This is a genomic window from Halomonas halmophila (assembly GCF_006540005.1).
Classification (GTDB): Bacteria; Pseudomonadota; Gammaproteobacteria; order Pseudomonadales; family Halomonadaceae; genus Halomonas; species Halomonas halmophila.
Window position 1 is genome coordinate 1 of record NZ_BJOC01000019.1, and the last position, 15,798, is coordinate 15,798.

General features: G+C 63.6%; 12 protein-coding genes. 3 read left to right on the forward strand and 9 right to left on the reverse strand.

Annotated features, from left to right (window positions below):
* Nucleotides 1-92: 92 nt before the first annotated feature.
* Nucleotides 93-1,454 (reverse strand): nucleotide 5'-monophosphate nucleosidase PpnN, encoded by a 1,362-nt coding sequence (gene ppnN / locus HHA01_RS07040; protein WP_141319142.1) that lies wholly within the window; start codon nt 1,452-1,454, stop codon nt 93-95.
* 188 nt (nt 1,455-1,642) lie between these two features.
* Here ppnN and HHA01_RS07045 point away from each other — a divergent pair, with 188 nt between their 5' ends.
* Nucleotides 1,643-2,539 (forward strand): LysR family transcriptional regulator, encoded by an 897-nt coding sequence (locus tag HHA01_RS07045; protein ID WP_141319144.1) that lies wholly within the window; start codon nt 1,643-1,645, stop codon nt 2,537-2,539.
* 45 nt (nt 2,540-2,584) lie between these two features.
* Here the strand turns inward: HHA01_RS07045 and gcvP are convergent, their stop codons facing one another.
* Together gcvP and gcvH are read right to left on the reverse strand one after the other, a co-directional pair.
* A complete protein-coding gene (gcvP, locus tag HHA01_RS07050; RefSeq protein ID WP_141319146.1) occupies nt 2,585-5,479 on the reverse strand; it encodes an aminomethyl-transferring glycine dehydrogenase in 2,895 nt (964 codons plus the stop codon).
* 101 nt (nt 5,480-5,580) lie between these two features.
* Entirely contained in the window at nt 5,581-5,973 is a 393-nt protein-coding gene (gene gcvH, locus HHA01_RS07055; RefSeq protein ID WP_141319148.1) for a glycine cleavage system protein GcvH, read from the reverse strand.
* 580 nt (nt 5,974-6,553) lie between these two features.
* Between gcvH and HHA01_RS07060 the strand changes: the two genes are divergently transcribed.
* Together HHA01_RS07060 and gcvT are read left to right on the forward strand one after the other, a co-directional pair.
* Entirely contained in the window at nt 6,554-7,933 is a 1,380-nt protein-coding gene (locus tag HHA01_RS07060; RefSeq protein ID WP_141319150.1) for an alanine/glycine:cation symporter family protein, read from the forward strand.
* Nucleotides 7,934-7,999: 66 nt separating this feature from the next.
* The gene (gene gcvT, locus HHA01_RS07065; protein ID WP_141319152.1) at nt 8,000-9,109 is read left to right on the forward strand and encodes a glycine cleavage system aminomethyltransferase GcvT; all 1,110 of its coding nucleotides are present in this window, start codon (nt 8,000-8,002) and stop codon (nt 9,107-9,109) included.
* A 101-nt stretch (nt 9,110-9,210) separates the two neighbouring features.
* Here the strand turns inward: gcvT and HHA01_RS07070 are convergent, their stop codons facing one another.
* The 6 genes from HHA01_RS07070 to HHA01_RS07095 form a co-directional block, all read right to left on the reverse strand.
* The gene (locus HHA01_RS07070) at nt 9,211-9,834 is read right to left on the reverse strand and encodes an alpha-ketoglutarate-dependent dioxygenase AlkB family protein (RefSeq protein ID WP_246053844.1); all 624 of its coding nucleotides are present in this window, start codon (nt 9,832-9,834) and stop codon (nt 9,211-9,213) included.
* Nucleotides 9,835-9,871: 37 nt separating this feature from the next.
* A complete protein-coding gene (locus HHA01_RS07075; RefSeq protein WP_141319154.1) occupies nt 9,872-10,420 on the reverse strand; it encodes a phosphatase PAP2 family protein in 549 nt (182 codons plus the stop codon).
* Nucleotides 10,392-11,549 (reverse strand): glycosyltransferase family 4 protein, encoded by a 1,158-nt coding sequence (locus HHA01_RS07080; RefSeq protein WP_141319156.1) that lies wholly within the window; start codon nt 11,547-11,549, stop codon nt 10,392-10,394. The genes HHA01_RS07075 and HHA01_RS07080 overlap by 29 nt, the downstream gene beginning before the upstream one ends.
* A 106-nt stretch (nt 11,550-11,655) precedes the next feature.
* Complete coding sequence (locus tag HHA01_RS07085; RefSeq protein WP_141319158.1) at nt 11,656-12,582, reverse strand: M23 family metallopeptidase; 927 nt, start codon at nt 12,580-12,582, stop codon at nt 11,656-11,658.
* Complete coding sequence (yihG, locus tag HHA01_RS07090) at nt 12,531-13,400, reverse strand: 1-acylglycerol-3-phosphate O-acyltransferase, YihG family (protein ID WP_141319160.1); 870 nt, start codon at nt 13,398-13,400, stop codon at nt 12,531-12,533. Before yihG ends, HHA01_RS07085 begins: the two co-directional genes overlap by 52 nt.
* A gap of 112 nt (nt 13,401-13,512) precedes the next feature.
* Nucleotides 13,513-15,462, reverse strand: a complete 1,950-nt coding sequence (locus tag HHA01_RS07095) for an acetoacetate--CoA ligase (RefSeq protein WP_141319162.1) — start codon at nt 15,460-15,462, stop codon at nt 13,513-13,515.
* Nucleotides 15,463-15,798 lie beyond the last annotated feature (336 nt).

A 15,798-nucleotide genomic window follows, 5' to 3' on the forward strand; every position in this document is an offset into this window, starting at 1 on the left:
TTCCTTCTTCCTTCTTCCTTCTTCCTTCTTCCTTCTTCCTTCTTCCTTCTTCCTTCTTCCTTCTTCCTTCTTCCTTCTTCCTTCTTCCTTCTTCAGCCCAACGTATAACAGGGCTCGTATTCGCCGGCGAGCTTCATGCGTCCCTGAGCGACGAAAGAGGTCAGCAACTCGTCCAGGCGTGCCATCAGCTGCGGTTCGGCGTTGAGGCGGAAGGGGCCGTGGGACTCGATGCGGCGGATGCCGCGCTCCTTGACGTTGCCGGCGACGATCCCCGAGAAGGCGCGGCGCAGATTGGCCGCGAGTTCGTGAACCGGTTGCTCGCGATGCAGGGCGAGGGCGGCCATGGAAGCGTGGTCCGGCTCGAAGGGTTCCTGGAAGTCGCGGTCGACATTGAGACGCCAGTTGAAGTAGAAAGCATCCTGCCGGTTGCGGCGATAGGCGGTGACCTCATTGATGCCGGCCCGCATGGTGCGCGCGACCTCCACCGGGTCGTCGATGATGATGCGATACAGATTGCGCACGGATTCGCCGAGGGTATAGACGAGAAACTCGTCGATGCGTTTGAAGTAATCCGCGGAGTCGGGCGGGCCGGTGAAAATGACGGGCAACTCCATGTCGTCGTTGTCCGGGTGCAGCAGGATGCCCAGCAGGTAGAGGATCTCCTCGGCCGTGCCGACCCCGCCGGGAAAGACGATGATGCCGTGGCCCAGGCGCACGAAGGCTTCCAGGCGCTTCTCGATGTCCGGCATCACCACCAGCTCGTTGACGATCGGATTGGGAGCCTCGGCGGCAATGATACCGGGCTCCGAGACGCCCAGGTAGCGTCCCTCGCTGCGGCGCTGCTTGGCATGCGCCACATTGGCACCCTTCATCGGCCCCTTCATGGCACCCGGGCCACAACCGGTACAGATGTCCAGCTCGCGCAGTCCCAGGTGGTAGCCCACGTGCTTGGTGTAATCGTACTCTTCGCGCGAGATCGAGTGGCCGCCCCAGCAGACCACCAGGCTGGGGTCACTGCTGGGTTTGAGGGTGCCGGCCTTGCGCAGTATGTGGAAGACCGCATTGGTGGTGCCTTCGGCCGTGGCGAGGTCGAACCGCTGGCGGGTCTGGATCTCGTTGTAGACATAGACGATATCCCTCAGCACCGATGACAGGTGTTCGCGAATACCGCGAATCATGCGACCGTCGACGAATGCCTCGGCAGGCGCATTCGAGAGCTGCAGGCGCACACCACGGTCCTGCTGGATGACCTCGATATCGAAATCCGGATAGGTCTCCATCAGGGCCAGGCCGTCATCGGTCGGGTTGCCCGAGTTCAATACGGCCAGGGCACAGCTGCGCAGCAGGTCATGCAGGCCGCTGCGTGAGGTATCGTGCAGGCGATTGACCTCCTGCTGAGAGAGAATTTCCAGGCTGCCTTCCGGCGAAATGGTACTGGAGATGGTGTCGGCCATGCAGGGCTTCCGTGTCGCAGAACAAAGGGGTTGTCGCCTCGCTCGCTACCGACTGGTGATTACCGGACTCGATCGAAGCGAGAGTTTTCGATGCTACCACGGCCCCCTGGCCCGTGCAGCGCTGCGGCGATCGCGTCGAGCTGATAGAATCCATAAAGCCGGATTCCTGTACAGCGATGTCATGCGCCATGTTCAATGCCCAATACTTCCGCACTTTCATCACGCTGGTCGAGACCGGTAGTTTCACGCGTACCGCGCGTCGCCTGGAAATGACCCAGCCCGGGGTCAGTCAGCATGTTCGCAAGCTCGAACAGTATCTGGGGCGCTCCCTGCTGGAGCGGCAGGGCCGGCGTTTCGCATTGACCGAGGCGGGGCGCCGGGCCTATGACTATGCCCTCAAGCTGTTCGCCGAGCATGAGCAGTTCCGGCACTCCCTGGATGACGAGAGCCTGGACAGCGGCGAATGCCGACTTGCCTCGCCGGGTAGCGTCGGCCTGATGCTGTACCCGTTCATTCTCGGTCAGCAGCAGATGTATACCGGCCTGACGGTGAGCTATAGCTTTGCCTTCAACAACGAGATTGTCTCCGATGTCATTGCCGGTCGCCATGACCTGGGCATCGTCACCGAAGCGGTACGCCATCCGGACATCGATTGCGTGCACTGGCATCAGGAGCCGCTGTGCCTGGTGGTGCCGGCCGACTTTACCGGCAGCGGGCTCACCGACCTGATGGGCATCGGCTTCATTGCCTATGCCGACGGGGTCTATCACGCGGATAGCCTGCTGCGTGGCAATTTTCCCGGCGAATTCCGCTCCATGAGCCACTTTCCGCGTCAGGGCTTCACCAACGAGGTCTCCATGGTGCTGGATGCGGTGGCGCGTGGCCTGGGATTCACGGTGGTGTCGCGGCTGGTACTCGAGACCTCGCCCTGGCGTCGCCAGGTCAAGGAATTCCCGTTGGCGCAGTCGGTGGACGAGAACCTCCACCTGGTGACGCGACGCGGTAGTCGCATGCCCAGGCGTTACACGCGATTGCTCGATGCCTTCCGTGAACATCGCCATCAGGAACGCTACGGTCACGGCTGAAGGCCGCCCGGCCCCGACAGACGAGGCCAGGCGGGAGGGTGGCGTTCAGTCCCGGTAGGCGTCGATGCTCGGGCAGGAACAGATCAGCTGGCGGTCCCCCTGCACATTGTCCACACGATTGACCGACGGCCAGTACTTGGCGGCCTTGACCGCGGTGGTTGGGAAGGCGCCGGTCTCCCGGGAGTAGGGGCGCTCCCAGTGGTCCTGCATGATGTCGGTCATGGTGTGCGGTGCCTTGACCAGGGGATTGTTGTCGGCCGGCCACTCGCCGGATTCGACGCGCGCGATTTCCTCGCGGATATGGATCATGGCGTCGCAGAAGCGGTCCAGCTCATAACGCGATTCGGACTCCGTCGGCTCGATCATCAGGGTGCCGGGCACCGGGAACGACATGGTCGGCGCATGGAAACCATAGTCCATGAGACGCTTGGCGATATCCTCTTCGCTGATGCCCGAGCCGTTCTTGAGCGGGCGAATGTCGATGATGCATTCATGGGCCACCTGGCCGTTGGCCCCCTTGTAGAGCACCGGATAGTGCGCCGACAGCCGACCGGCAATGTAGTTGGCGCCCAGGATGGCCAGCTGCGTGGCTTCGCGCAGCCCCCTGGCGCCCATCATCTTGATGTAGGCCCAGGAGATCGGCAGGATCGAGGCGCTGCCGAAGGGCGCGGCGGCGACAGCCCCGGCGTCGGCTGCCACGCCCTCCAGGCCGCGCACGCAGTGGTTGGGGACATGGGCCGCCAGGTGCGCCTTGACGCCGATCGGTCCCATGCCCGGGCCACCACCACCGTGCGGGATGCAGAATGTCTTGTGCAGGTTGAGGTGGGAGACGTCACCGCCGAAATCCCCGGGGCGTGCCAGCCCCACCTGGGCATTCATGTTGGCGCCGTCGATGTAGACCTGGCCGCCATGCTGGTGAACGATCTCGCAGGCCTCCTGGATGCTTTCCTCGAAGACACCATGGGTCGAGGGGTAGGTCAACATGATCGCCGAGAGGTCGTCGCCATGCGTCTCGGCCTTGTGGCGCAGGTCGGCCAGGTCGATGTTGCCATTGTCGTCGCACTCGACGACGACCACTTTCATGTGCGTCATGGCCGCGGAGGCCGGATTGGTGCCGTGGGCCGAGCTGGGGATCAGGCAGACATGACGCTGGCCTTCCCCCTGGGCCTGTTGATAGCGACGAATGGCGATCAGGCCCGCATACTCCCCCTGGGCCCCGGAGTTGGGCTGCATGGCGATGTGGTCATAGCCGGTGATTTCCTCGAGAAAGGCCGCCAGCTCGCCGATGATCTGCTTGTAGCCGGCCACCTGGTCCTGGGGCGCGAAGGGATGAATGCGCGCCAGTTCGGGCCAGGTGATGGGCATCATCTCCGCCGTGGCATTGAGCTTCATGGTGCATGAGCCCAGCGGGATCATCGCATGCGCCAGTGACAGATCCTTGTTTTCCAGACGCTTCAGGTAGCGCAGCATCTCGGTTTCGCTGTGATAGCGCTGGAAGGTCGGGTGGGTCAGAAAGTCGGAATCGCGCTCACAGGCTGCCGGGATGCCGGCAAGGCCCTGGTTGACGACGGCCTCGTCGAGCACGGCAACGGCCAGGCCGTGTTCTTCGCCGAGCAGCACATCGAAGAGTTCGGCGACATCGTGGGCGGTGGTGGTCTGGTCGAGGCTGAGCCCGACATCGCCATCGGCGAAGTAGCGCAGGTTGACATCCTGCGCCATGGCGCGCCCGTGAATCTTGCCGGCATCCACGCCGGTCAGGCGAAGGGTGTCGAACCAGCTGTCATGGACCAGCTTGACCCCCGCCTGTGCGAGGCCGGTAGCGAGGATGGTGGTCAGGCGATGAATGCGCCCGGCGATGGTGCGCAGGCCCTCGGCACCGTGGTAGACGGCATAGAAGCCGGCGATATTGGCCAGCAACGCCTGGGCGGTGCAGATGTTGGAGGTCGCCTTCTCGCGCCGAATATGTTGCTCGCGAGTCTGCATGGCCATGCGCAAGGCGGTATGACCGTATTCGTCCCGCGACACGCCGATGATACGCCCGGGAATCGAGCGTTTGAGCTTGTCGGTGGTGGCGAAGAAGGCCGCATGCGGGCCACCGAAGCCCATGGGTACGCCGAACCGCTGAGCCGAGCCGACCACCATGTCGGCGCCCATGGCCCCCGGCTCCTTGAGCAGCACCAGCGACATGATATCGGCGCTCACGCAGGTCATGATACCGGCCTGCCCGGCGGCGTCGATCAGCGGCGTCAGGTCATGCACGCGGCCGCTCTCGCCGGGGTATTGCAGCAAGGCGCCGAACACCTCGTGCTCGGCGACCTCGGCGGCCGGGCCCACCACCAGTTCGAAGCCGAAGTAGTGAGCCCGCGTGCGCACCACGTCCAGGGTCTGCGGGAAGACATCTTCGGCGACGAAGAAGGCATTCGATTTCACCTTCTTGTTGGCGCGGCGACACAGGGCCATGGCCTCTGCGGCCGCAGTGGCCTCGTCGAGCAGCGAGGCATTGGCCAGGCTCATGCCGGTCAGATCCATGACCATCTGCTGAAAGTTCAGCAGCCCCTCGAGACGCCCCTGGGAAATCTCGGGCTGGTAGGGCGTGTAGGCGGTGTACCAGCCGGGATTTTCCAGCACATTGCGCTGAATGACGGCGGGCAGCAGGGTGTCGTAATAGCCTTGACCGATGTAGCTCTTGGCGACCCGGTTCTGGCGCGCCAGGCGATAAAGGTAGTCGAGGGCTTCGGCTTCGCTGCGCGGTGGGTCGAGGTCCAGCTCGCGCCCCAGGCGTATGCTCGCCGGGACAGTGCGATCGATCAGACTGTCCATGCTGTCGATTTCCAGGCTTTCCAGCATGGCGGCGATGTCGTCTGCATCGGGGCCATTGTGGCGCTGGAGAAAGGCATCGTGATTGGCCAGCTGGGCCAGGCGGCGATTGTCGAAAGCCATGACTTACCTTTTGTGACGTTCGGCACGCGAACCTTGTCCTCGGGTGCCGATGACGAGAGGGGGGCAGGCCCGGTCGTCCACCGGGCTGCAGGGAAAGCGACTTATTCTTCGGCGGCGGCGATGGCCTGGTAGGCATCGGCGTCGAGCAGATCCTCGAGCTCGGATGCGTCCTCGAGGCGGAGCTTCATGATCCAGGCATCTTCATAGGGCGACTCATTGATCGACTCCGGAGCATCCTCCAGCGACTTGTTGACCGCCACGACTTCACCGGAGACCGGCGCATACAGGTCGGAGGCGGCCTTTACCGATTCGACCACGCCGAATTCGTCACCCTTGGCCAGCGAGGCCCCCACTTCGGGCAGTTCGACGAAGACGACGTCGCCCAGGGATTGCTGGGCATGATCGGTGACGCCGATGGTCACGGTGCCATCACCATTATCCAGGATCCATTCATGGCTGTCGGCGTAGCGTAGATTGGCAGGGATAGCGCTCATGCTGGTTTCCTATATGAAATATGTTGATTGAATTGCTGCAGATCCTAACGCCATCACGGCCGTTTGGCGAGCCTGAAGGCGTTCGAGGGTGGCTGGATATCCTCTTTTACTGCCCATCATAGAAAACCCCGCGGGAATTGCCTATGCAGAAGGGCGGAAGAATTTGCCGTTCCGGGTCGAACCACCTGATGGGAGCTGGCGGTGAGCCGCTGTGGGATCTCGGTCGACCTGCCTGGCTGCCGGAGGCTCGCGCGCCTCGGGGGCAAGAGGCTTGTCGACGGGTCAGGGGCTGGCTTAGAGTATACCTTGTTTCTTATAGGAAACACCGGTCTCGGCGGCATGCGCACTGCGCCGATGGCGAGATCAGGACGATGCGGTGCTCAGGAAGGTCAGTGGCTATACTTTGTCCTGTCTGGATGCAGAATCCCGATATTTTCCCATACGGGGCTGGAGCGCCAACGGAAGGATTCGCTATGGTAGGCGCGTTCGTACCATCGCGGTTCAAGCCGCCATGTCAGGCCATGCATCGGGACATGACAATACCCCGAGTGCATAACAAAAAATCTGAGGGAGACGTAACGTGGAAACCTTGACCAATATACTGACGTCGATCGAGAGCGTCGTCTGGGGCCCCTTGATGCTGCTGTTGCTGCTGGGGGTCGGCCTCTATCTGCAACTGGGGCTCAAACTGTTGCCCATCCGCAAGCTGGGCATGGGCTTCAAGTTGTTGTGGGGCGGGCGCACGACGCCCGCGGATGACCGCAAGGACGGTGAGGTCTCGCCGTTCAATGCCCTGATGACGTCGCTGTCGGCGACCATCGGTACCGGCAACATCGCTGGCGTTGCGACCGCCATCTTCCTGGGCGGCCCGGGTGCCGTGTTCTGGATGTGGATCACGGCGCTGGTTGGCATGGCCACCAAGTTTGCCGAGGCCGTGCTCGCCGTGCGGTATCGCGAGGTCGACGAGGCCGGTGATCACGTCGGTGGCCCCATGTATTACATCCGCAATGGCCTGGGCAAGAAGTGGGGCTGGCTCGGCATGGCCTTTGCGCTGTTCGGCGCCGTGGCAGCCTTCGGCATCGGCAACACCGTTCAGTCCAACTCGGTTGCCGACGGCCTCGGCGAGTCCCTGGGCATTCCCCACTGGGTCACCGGGCTGGTGATCATGGTACTGGCCGGTGCGGTCATCCTGGGCGGGATCAAGCGTATCGCCAAGGTTGCCGGCAAGCTGGTGCCCGTCATGGCCGTGGCCTACATCGTCTGTGGTCTGCTGGTGCTGTTCATCAATGCCGACCAGATCGGTACGGCGCTCGGCATGATCTTCACCCATGCCTTCACGCCGATTTCCGCTGCAGGTGGTTTCGCTGGCGCGGCGGTCGCCAAGGCCATCCAGTTCGGCGTGGCACGTGGTGTCTTCTCCAACGAGGCGGGCCTGGGCAGCGCACCCATCGCGCATGCAGCGGCGCAGACCAAGAATCCGGTGCGTCAGGGCCTGATCGCCATGCTCGGCACCTTCATCGACACCATCGTGGTCTGCACCATCACGGCGCTGGCCATCCTGACGACCGCCTGGACGTCCGGCGAGACAGGGGCCGCCCTGACGGCGATGTCGTTCAATGAGGCACTGCCCGGCGTCGGTCAGTATGTGGTCTCCTTCGCGCTCGCCGTCTTCGCCTTCACCACCATCCTTGGCTGGGCCTTCTATGGCGAGAAGTGCTTCGAGTTCCTGTTCGGTGTAGGCGCCATCAAGTTCTATCGAGTGGTCTACATCCTGGCGATCTTCGTCGGCTCGGTGCTGCCGCTGGGCTTCGTGTGGCTGCTGGCCAGTGTCTTCAACGCCATGATGGCGATTCCCAACCTGATCGCTCTGGCGCTGCTGTCACCCGTGGTCTTCAAGCTCAGTCGTGACTACTTCGACGGCAAGGAAGTCCTGCCGGGCGAGGATCTCGACAAGTCATGATGACGACGACATGGCCGGCTCGAAGCCGGCCATCTTCTTTGCGTCACGATAAGGGTTTGCCAGGCGATGAACGAACAACGCAAGACTCCGCTCCATGACCTGCATGTGGAACTGGGGGCCCGGATGGTGCCCTTTGCCGGCTATTCGATGCCGGTGCAGTTTCCCCTGGGGGTCAAGAAGGAGCATGAACACACACGCCAGGCCTGTGGCCTGTTCGATGTCTCCCATATGGGGCAGGTGGTATTGCGCGGCCCGAACCCGGCCGAGGCCCTGGAGACCCTGGTGCCGTCCGATCTGGTCGGCCTCGCCGAGGGTGCCCAGCGTTACGGCCTCCTGACCGGCGAGCAGGGCGGCATCCTGGATGATCTGATGATCGTCAATGGCGGCGAGCATCTCTATCTGGTCGTCAATGCTGCCTGCAAGGACCAGGATATCGCTCACCTGAAGCACGGCCTGGCGGATCATGACATCGAGGTGCTGGACCGTGGACTGCTCGCGCTCCAGGGGCCGCAGGCGGTTGCTGTCATGCAGCGGCACTGCCCGGCGGCCTGTGAGCTGGTGTTCATGCAGCATGCCCGCTGCATGATCGATGATATCGAGGTCTGGGTCAGCCGCAGTGGCTATACCGGGGAAGATGGCTTCGAGCTCTCGGTTCCTGCGGATGCCACCGAGACGCTTGCGAGGCGCCTGCTGAGCGAGCCGGAAGTCGAGGCCATCGGGCTGGGCGCACGCGATTCGTTGCGGCTCGAGGCCGGTCTTTGCCTTTACGGCCATGATCTGGACACCTCGACCACGCCGGTGGAAGCCGGGCTCATCTGGGCCATCGGCAAACCGCGCCGGCGTGGGGGAGAACGTCCCGGTGGCTTCCCCGGTGCCGATATCATCCTCCACCAGGTGGCCGAGAAGGATCATCGGCGCAAACGCGTTGGCCTGCTGGGTGAGGGCCGGGCTCCGGTCCGCGAAGGGGCCGAACTCTTCGATGATCAGGGGCAGCCGATCGGCGTCGTCTGTTCGGGTGGTTTCGGGCCGAGTGTCGGTCGACCGGTGGCCATGGGCTACGTGGCCATCGGACAGGCCGAGCCGGGGCAGGTGGTGCAAGCGCAGGTCCGCGGCAAGCGCCTGCCGATGACCGTGACGCGCATGCCCTTCGTGACTCCGGGGTATCATCGAGGCTGATTTATACCGTTATCATGTCTTTGGTGGGAAAACCAGCAACGACTGCCTTCGGGCGGTCGTTTTTCGTCAGTGGGGCGCCAAGGGGCTGACGCCTAAGGTACCTACAGACGAATGGCGCGAAAGGTCAGGCTGATGCGCAACCCCCTGTGGCGCCGGTCGGGCAGGCAGTGCTCGAGCAGTGACTGGACCCCCGCGCCCATCAGCAGGAGGCTGTCATCCGGCTGATCGACGTTGAAGGCGCTCGCTCGCCGGTCCTTCCAACGAAAGCGCAAGGGCCTGTCACTGCCCAGGCTGACGGCGGCAATGACGGGCGTCGGGCCGAGCTCGGGCTCATTGTCACTGTGCCAGCCCATGCGATGCTGCCCATGTGCGTAACGATTGATCAGTACGCTGTTGAAGTCGGTTCGAATGCCTTCCTGCTCCAGCCTTGCCTCGAGTGCTCGGCGAATCGCCGTGACCCAGGGGTGCCAGGCCACCGGAGCAAACTCCTGGCCCGAGTAGCGATAACGGGCATCGCCCATCCACACCTGATGGCGCGGTATGGGGTGCTCGCGCCCGAAGAGTCGCAGCCCGGGCTGCTGCCAGTCGAGCTCGGCATCCAGGCATGTCAGTGCCCGGGCGGCTTCATGCTGGCCCAGCAACCCGGGGTATCGGGTCAGGGGCGGCGAGTCCAGCAGTGGCATTCCACCATGCGCAGGGTCGAGGAGAGACATGATCGACAGCATGCCATCCGCCTGGGTGGCGCGGCCAGTCGTTGGCCTGTCAGCCCTGACCGGTGAGGCCCAGGCTGGCGAGGGCGAAGGCATAGCCGATGAAGCCGCCGGCGACCACATCACTGATGTAGTGCAGGCCGAGGCCGACCCGGGAAATGGCGATCAGGATCACGATCGGCAGCAACCAGGGAGCCAGCCAGGCGCTATGCGTGAGGGTCAGGGCGAGAAACATCACGGCGTGCATGGTATGCCCGCTGGGGAAACTGTAACGATCCCGGGCCGGCTCGTTGCAGGCAATGGTCTGAAAGGTGATGAAAGGTCGCTCGCGGCACAGGCGTGTCTTGACCAGGCGGTAGAAGACGATCGCCACCAGTGCGGTGACGCTGTATTGCAGCATCAGCCGCCAGGCCGCGGACCCTTCATGAATCAGCGGTTGTGCGGCAATCAGGACCACCCACAAGGGCCAGTCGCCGGCGCGGCTGGCCAGACGCAGGCTGGCCAGCCAGCGGCGATGGATGCTGAAGCCGGCCATCCACTGGCATAGTTGCCATTCGAGCAGGTCGAGTCGTTCAAACACGGCAGTGCTGCGTATTTTCATCACTTGCCTCCCGAGCGAGGTAGAGCGCGGCGAGAAAATCATCGCTGATCGCCGACCAGCGGTACTGCAAAGCACGCTCGCGTGCGGCCCGTCCGAGACGTGCATATCGTGCCGGTTGCTGGCTGAGTGTCACCGCGGCATCGCGAAAGCCGTCTTCGTTGCCGACGGTCAGATTGATGCCATTGACGTCGTTGTCGATGAGTTCGCTCCCGGCGGCATGGCGGAAGGCGACCACGGCCAGGCCGCTGGCCATGGCCTCGAGCACCACATTGCCCCAGGTTTCGGATAGCGAGGGAAAGATGAAGATGTCGGCGCTGGCATAATGCTGTGCCAGGCTCCGGGCATCGATGAAACCGGTGAAGAGGACGTCCGGCAGGGCCTTTTGCAGGCTGTCGCGCCCTGGGCCATCCCCCACTACCACGATGCGCATTTCCGGGCGCGCGGCCAGCATGGCGGAGAAGGTGTCACGCAGCAAGTCGAGGTTCTTTTCCGGCGCCAGACGGCCCACATACAGGGCCACGGGGCGGTGCTCATCGCTGCCCCAGTGCTCGCGCAGTTCGGGGCGGCGATGGGTCGGCGAGAACACATCGCCGTGAATGCCTCGGGCCATGACGCTGACCCGCTCGAAGCCTCTGTCCGTCAGCTCCCCGGCCTGCTGGTGGGTTGGAACGAGCGTGGCGGAACAACGGTTGTGGAAGTGACGCAGACGACGAATGACCAGCGGTTCCAGCCAGCCGATACCGTAATCCCGGCAGTAATGATCGAAGTTGGTGTGCCAGCCGCTGACCACCGGGATCGTCAGGCCTTCGGCGATGCGCAGTGCCGACCAGCCCAGGGGCCCCTCGGTGGCGACATAGATGACATCGGGCCGCTCGGCTTGCCAGAACTGCTTCAGGCGACGATCCGCCGGCAGGCCCAGGCGGACATCCCGATAACCGGGCATGGAAAAGCCCCTGACCTGCAGCTCGGCGCTCATGCCTTCGGCGCGATACGCGTCGCCGGCGGGAGCCGGCCGCACCAGCTGCAGTGCCGTGTCACGCTGCAGGAGTTCGCGACTCAACTGATGGAGCGTATGGGCGACACCGTTGATATCCGGTGACCAGGTTTCGCTGACCAGGCAGATACGCATGTCGATCCTCGTGCCGTCCGGTGCCGGTGCGGCACCTTTCGGCACAGAGGTTGCGCTTCATCGATGACAGTCGTGCGACAGGGTAGTGAACGAGTGATGACACCCGTTAACGCAGTACCCTGGCGGGGTCCATCGGCTTGCCGCCGTGACGCATGTCGAACAACAGTTCATGGTCGCCGCTGTTGGTCTGGCCCGGTTCGCAGAGGGGAGTTCCCTGGGTGACATCCTGGCCGCTGTCGACCAGCAGACGACGGCAGCGGGCGTAGACGCTCTGCAAATTGTCCGGGTGGTGAATGATCACGACCTTGCCCAGTTGTCGCATCTCGCTGGCGAAGCGAACCTGACCATCGGCCACGGCCCGGGGGCTTTCATCTGACGGGGTGGTCAGCAGCATGGGCTGCAGGGTGCCGTGTTCATCCTTGCCGAAGTGACGGGCGATGGTGTAATCCTCGAGTGGCCAGGGCCAGCTTCTGGTCTTCGCTGACTGGCTGTCGGAAGCCGGCTGACGGGATGGGCTGGCGGGCGCGGGGTCGGGCGCCTGGCTCGAGCTCGTATCATGCCCGACGTCGATGGGCAACTGGATCAAGCGGCCGACTTCGAGGTCGGTTGGCTCGACTCCCTGGTTGGCCGCCACCACGGCTTGCGGGCTTACACCGAAGCGTCGCGCTACCGACGAGAAGGTGTCACCGGGGCGAATCTGATAGCGGTAGGGTCCGCCGGAGGGCGCGCGTTCCCGGTGACCGGGAACCAGTACGCGTTGACCCACGGCCAGGCCACGTGGGTCGATACCGGGGTTGAAGCGCTGCAGCCTGACCAGGGGCACACCGGCCCGCTGGGCGATCTGGCCCAGCGTATCGCCGCGACGAATGGAGACCCAGTCACCGGCGATGCTCTGCTGCGCCTGGTGCTGGTTCGCGGAGCTGTCTCCCCGGGGGCTATCGGGCTGAGCGGCACAGCCGCCCAGCATGACGGTCAGGAGTATCAGGCTGAGTCCAGAGCGGCATCCTTTGCCTGCCACAGCGTATTGAGCCATGAGTGAAAGCGTTCCTTGTATTTCGAGTCTTGATGGTAATTGCCGGCCTGCATCCAGTCGGGCACTGCCATGTGGCGTGCCTGCAGGCGGATGGTGCCTTCTTGGCCGCAGAGAAAGCGCCAGAAACTGGGGGCGGGGTCGTCATAACTCAGGGTGACATCGAGAATGCCGCCGAGCCGGTCGCCCAGCAGGCCGACCACCTGGGCGATGCCGCCGGCTCTCGGCGGCAGCAGGTGGCGATAGGGGCTTTGACGCGCCGCGTGCTTGGCGGGGGTGAAGCGCGTCCCCTCGACGAAATTATAGATGGCGATGGGGCGTTCGCGGGCATGGCGACACATGCGTTCCGTGGCTTCCTGGTCGCGGCGCGCCAGATGCGGGCGCTTTTCGCGCTGTTCACGGGTCAGGCGACGCAGCATGGGGAATTCCAGTGCCCAGAAGGCCAGGCCGACCACCGGTATCCAGATCAACTGGCGCTTGACGAAGAAATGCGGCATCGGAATGCGACGGTGCAGCACCATCAGCAGGGCGAAGATGTCGGTCCAACTGCGATGGTTCGATAAAACCAGCCACCAGTCATCGGATCTGAGGTCATCGGGCAGACTCGCCTCGATGCGTGGTGACAGCCACAGGCGCATCCACCACAGATTGACATCCAGCCACCAGCGCGCGATGGCATTGAGTCCCATGAGCACGCCGCGTCGCAGGGGGCGGCCCGGCGTGATCACCTTGACCAGAGTGAGCGCAATCAGCGGCACTCCCCAGAACAGGGTGTTGAGCGTCAGCACCAGCAGGCTGACGATCCCTTTCAGGGTCGACATGCCGATCTCCTTGATGGTTCTTTCCTTGACGAGGTGCCTCGATGGCTCCTGCCTGACGTCATGCTAATGGATCAGCCGGGGTGTGCCCAGTCACCCCGGTCCCGTCAGGCTGTCACTCGCGCAGTTCGGGCAGGTCCTCGAAGAGTGCCAGGGCCTCCGGATTGGCCAGGGCCTCGCGATTGCGCACCGGTTCACCGTGGACCACATTGCGCACCGCCAGCTCGACCAGCTTGCCCGAGAGGGTGCGCGGGAGATCGGCAACCTGGAGGATGCGCTGTGGGACATGACGGGGTGTGGTGTGGCCACGGATGGTGGCCTTGATGCGTTGGCGCAGGTCGTCATCCAGTGTCCGGCCATCGCGCAGCCTGACAAAGAGCACGATGCGCATGTCATCGCCCCAGGTCTGGCCAATGCACAGCGACTCCAGGACCTCTTCGACCTTTTCGACCTGACGGTAGATCTCGGCAGTGCCGATCCGTACGCCCCCCGGATTGAGGACGGCATCGGAGCGGCCGTGAATGATCAGGCCGTCTTGCGCGGTGATCTCGGCATAGTCGCCATGTGCCCAGGTATTGGCGAAGGTCGCGAAGTAGGCATCGTGATAGCGCTCGCCATCCGGGTCATTCCAGAAACCGATCGGCATGGCGGGGAAGGGCGCGGTGCAGACGAGTTCACCTTTTTCGCCCCGCAGCGGTCGGCCGTTATCGTCGAAGACATCGACGGCCATGCCGAGCCCGCGGCATTGCAGCTGACCGCGGTACACAGGCCGGATCGGACAGCCCAGCGCGAAGCAGGAAACAATGTCGGTGCCCCCCGAAATGGAGGCCAGCAGCAGGTCCTGCTTGATGTCGCGATAGACATAGTCGAAGGATTCGTGGGTCAGCGCCGAGCCCGTCGAGAGAATGGCACGCAAGGCACCGAGGTCATGGTCACGACCCGGCAGCATGCCTTCCTTCTCGCAGGCCGCGATGTAACGGGCACTGGTCCCGAAGACGCTGATGCCTTCCTGTTCGGCAATCCGCCACAACACACTCGGGTCAGGCGCGAAGGCGGCGCCGTCGAACAGCACCAGGGTCGTGCCATTGGCGAGCCCGGAGACCAGCCAGTTCCACATCATCCAGCCACAGGTGGTGTAGTAGAAGAGCCGATCCGAGGTGTCGAGGTCGGTATGCAGGCGGTGTTCCTTGAGGTGCTGCAGGAGGGTGCCGCCGGCGCTGTGGACGATGCACTTGGGCGTGCCGGTGGTGCCGGAGGAGTACAGGATGTAGAGGGGGTGGTCGAACGGCTGGGCACGAAAGTCGATGTCCCGGGCCTCGTTGTCCAGATAGTCCTCCCATGCCACGGCACGTGGCAGGCCTTCCAGGGAGGGGGCGTCCTCGAGAAACGGAAAGACCACCAGGTGGGTCAGGTCGTCGAGGGAGCGCACGATGTCGGCGAGACGTGACCGGGTGTCGATGGCCTTGCCGTTCCAGGTGTAGCCGTCCGCTGCGATCAGCACCTTGGGGCCGATCTGGCCGAAGCGGTCGAGCACGCCCTGGTGACCGAAGTCCGGGGAGCAGGAAGACCACACGGCCCCGAGGCTGGCGGCTGCCAGCATGCCGATCACCGCGTGTTCGCTGTTGGGCACGAAACCGGCTACCCGGTCACCGGCTTCGACGCCGTCTTCCTGCAATGCCCGGGCCAGTCTGGCGACCTGCTGATAGAGCTCGACGTGGCTGAGCTCCCGGCGTCGTCCGCGTTCGTCGTGAATGATCAGGGCAGGGGCATCGTCGCGCCTGCGCAGCAGATTGGCGGCGAAGTTCAGGCGGGCCTGTGGAAACCATCGCGCGCCAGGCATGGCCCCGGCATTGTCGAGTACCGATTCGCCCTTTTGTTCGCTGATGATGTCGAATTCGTCCCAGAGCAGTGACCAGAAGGCCTCGGGGTGTTCGATGCTCCAGGCATGGAGGTCCGCATAGTCCGTCAGGCGTATACCCGCCGTTGCTTCGATGCGACGCATCAGGGCGGCCATCTGAGTGGCTTCAATGGTCTCGGGGGCAGGTTGCCAGAGTGGAGCGTTCATGGTGTGGATCTCCAGGTCCGTATCCAGGATTATCGCGGCGCCTTGCAGTGACCGATGTGGCGGGTGGGCCCATCGGGGTCCGGCTGTGCTGCCAGTGTAACGTTTTCGCGCCGTACGTCACCCTCTCGGCGGGCCGTCACACAGCCGGCACCACTACGCAGCGGAATCTACAGGCAGGTTTCGCGGGGTCGGACAATCGGCCTGTGTCGAAAAACTGACCATTTCGTGACAGGCGGGCAGGCTGCCTGGCCTGAACGGTTTTCTACCAGGGTGGTTCACAGCGTTATCCACAGAATCTGTGGATGATCGCCACTGAGTCGGTAGAGGGCCTAGAGC

Excerpts from the sequence above, each read along its gene's own strand:
- HHA01_RS07095 (WP_141319162.1), bottom strand. The coding sequence starts at position 15,462 with ATGAACGCTCCACTCTGGCAACCTGCCCCCGAGACCATTGAAGCCACT.
- yihG (WP_141319160.1), bottom strand. The coding sequence starts at position 13,400 with ATGTCGACCCTGAAAGGGATCGTCAGCCTGCTGGTGCTGACGCTCAAC.
- HHA01_RS07075 (WP_141319154.1), bottom strand. The coding sequence starts at position 10,420 with ATGAAAATACGCAGCACTGCCGTGTTTGAACGACTCGACCTGCTCGAA.
- gcvT (WP_141319152.1), top strand. The coding sequence starts at position 8,000 with ATGAACGAACAACGCAAGACTCCGCTCCATGACCTGCATGTGGAACTG.
- HHA01_RS07045 (WP_141319144.1), top strand. The coding sequence starts at position 1,643 with ATGTTCAATGCCCAATACTTCCGCACTTTCATCACGCTGGTCGAGACC.
- ppnN (WP_141319142.1), bottom strand. The coding sequence starts at position 1,454 with ATGGCCGACACCATCTCCAGTACCATTTCGCCGGAAGGCAGCCTGGAA.
- HHA01_RS07070 (WP_246053844.1), bottom strand. The coding sequence starts at position 9,834 with ATGCTGTCGATCATGTCTCTCCTCGACCCTGCGCATGGTGGAATGCCA.
- HHA01_RS07085 (WP_141319158.1), bottom strand. The coding sequence starts at position 12,582 with ATGGCTCAATACGCTGTGGCAGGCAAAGGATGCCGCTCTGGACTCAGC.
- gcvP (WP_141319146.1), bottom strand. The coding sequence starts at position 5,479 with ATGGCTTTCGACAATCGCCGCCTGGCCCAGCTGGCCAATCACGATGCC.
- gcvH (WP_141319148.1), bottom strand. The coding sequence starts at position 5,973 with ATGAGCGCTATCCCTGCCAATCTACGCTACGCCGACAGCCATGAATGG.
- HHA01_RS07080 (WP_141319156.1), bottom strand. The coding sequence starts at position 11,549 with ATGCGTATCTGCCTGGTCAGCGAAACCTGGTCACCGGATATCAACGGT.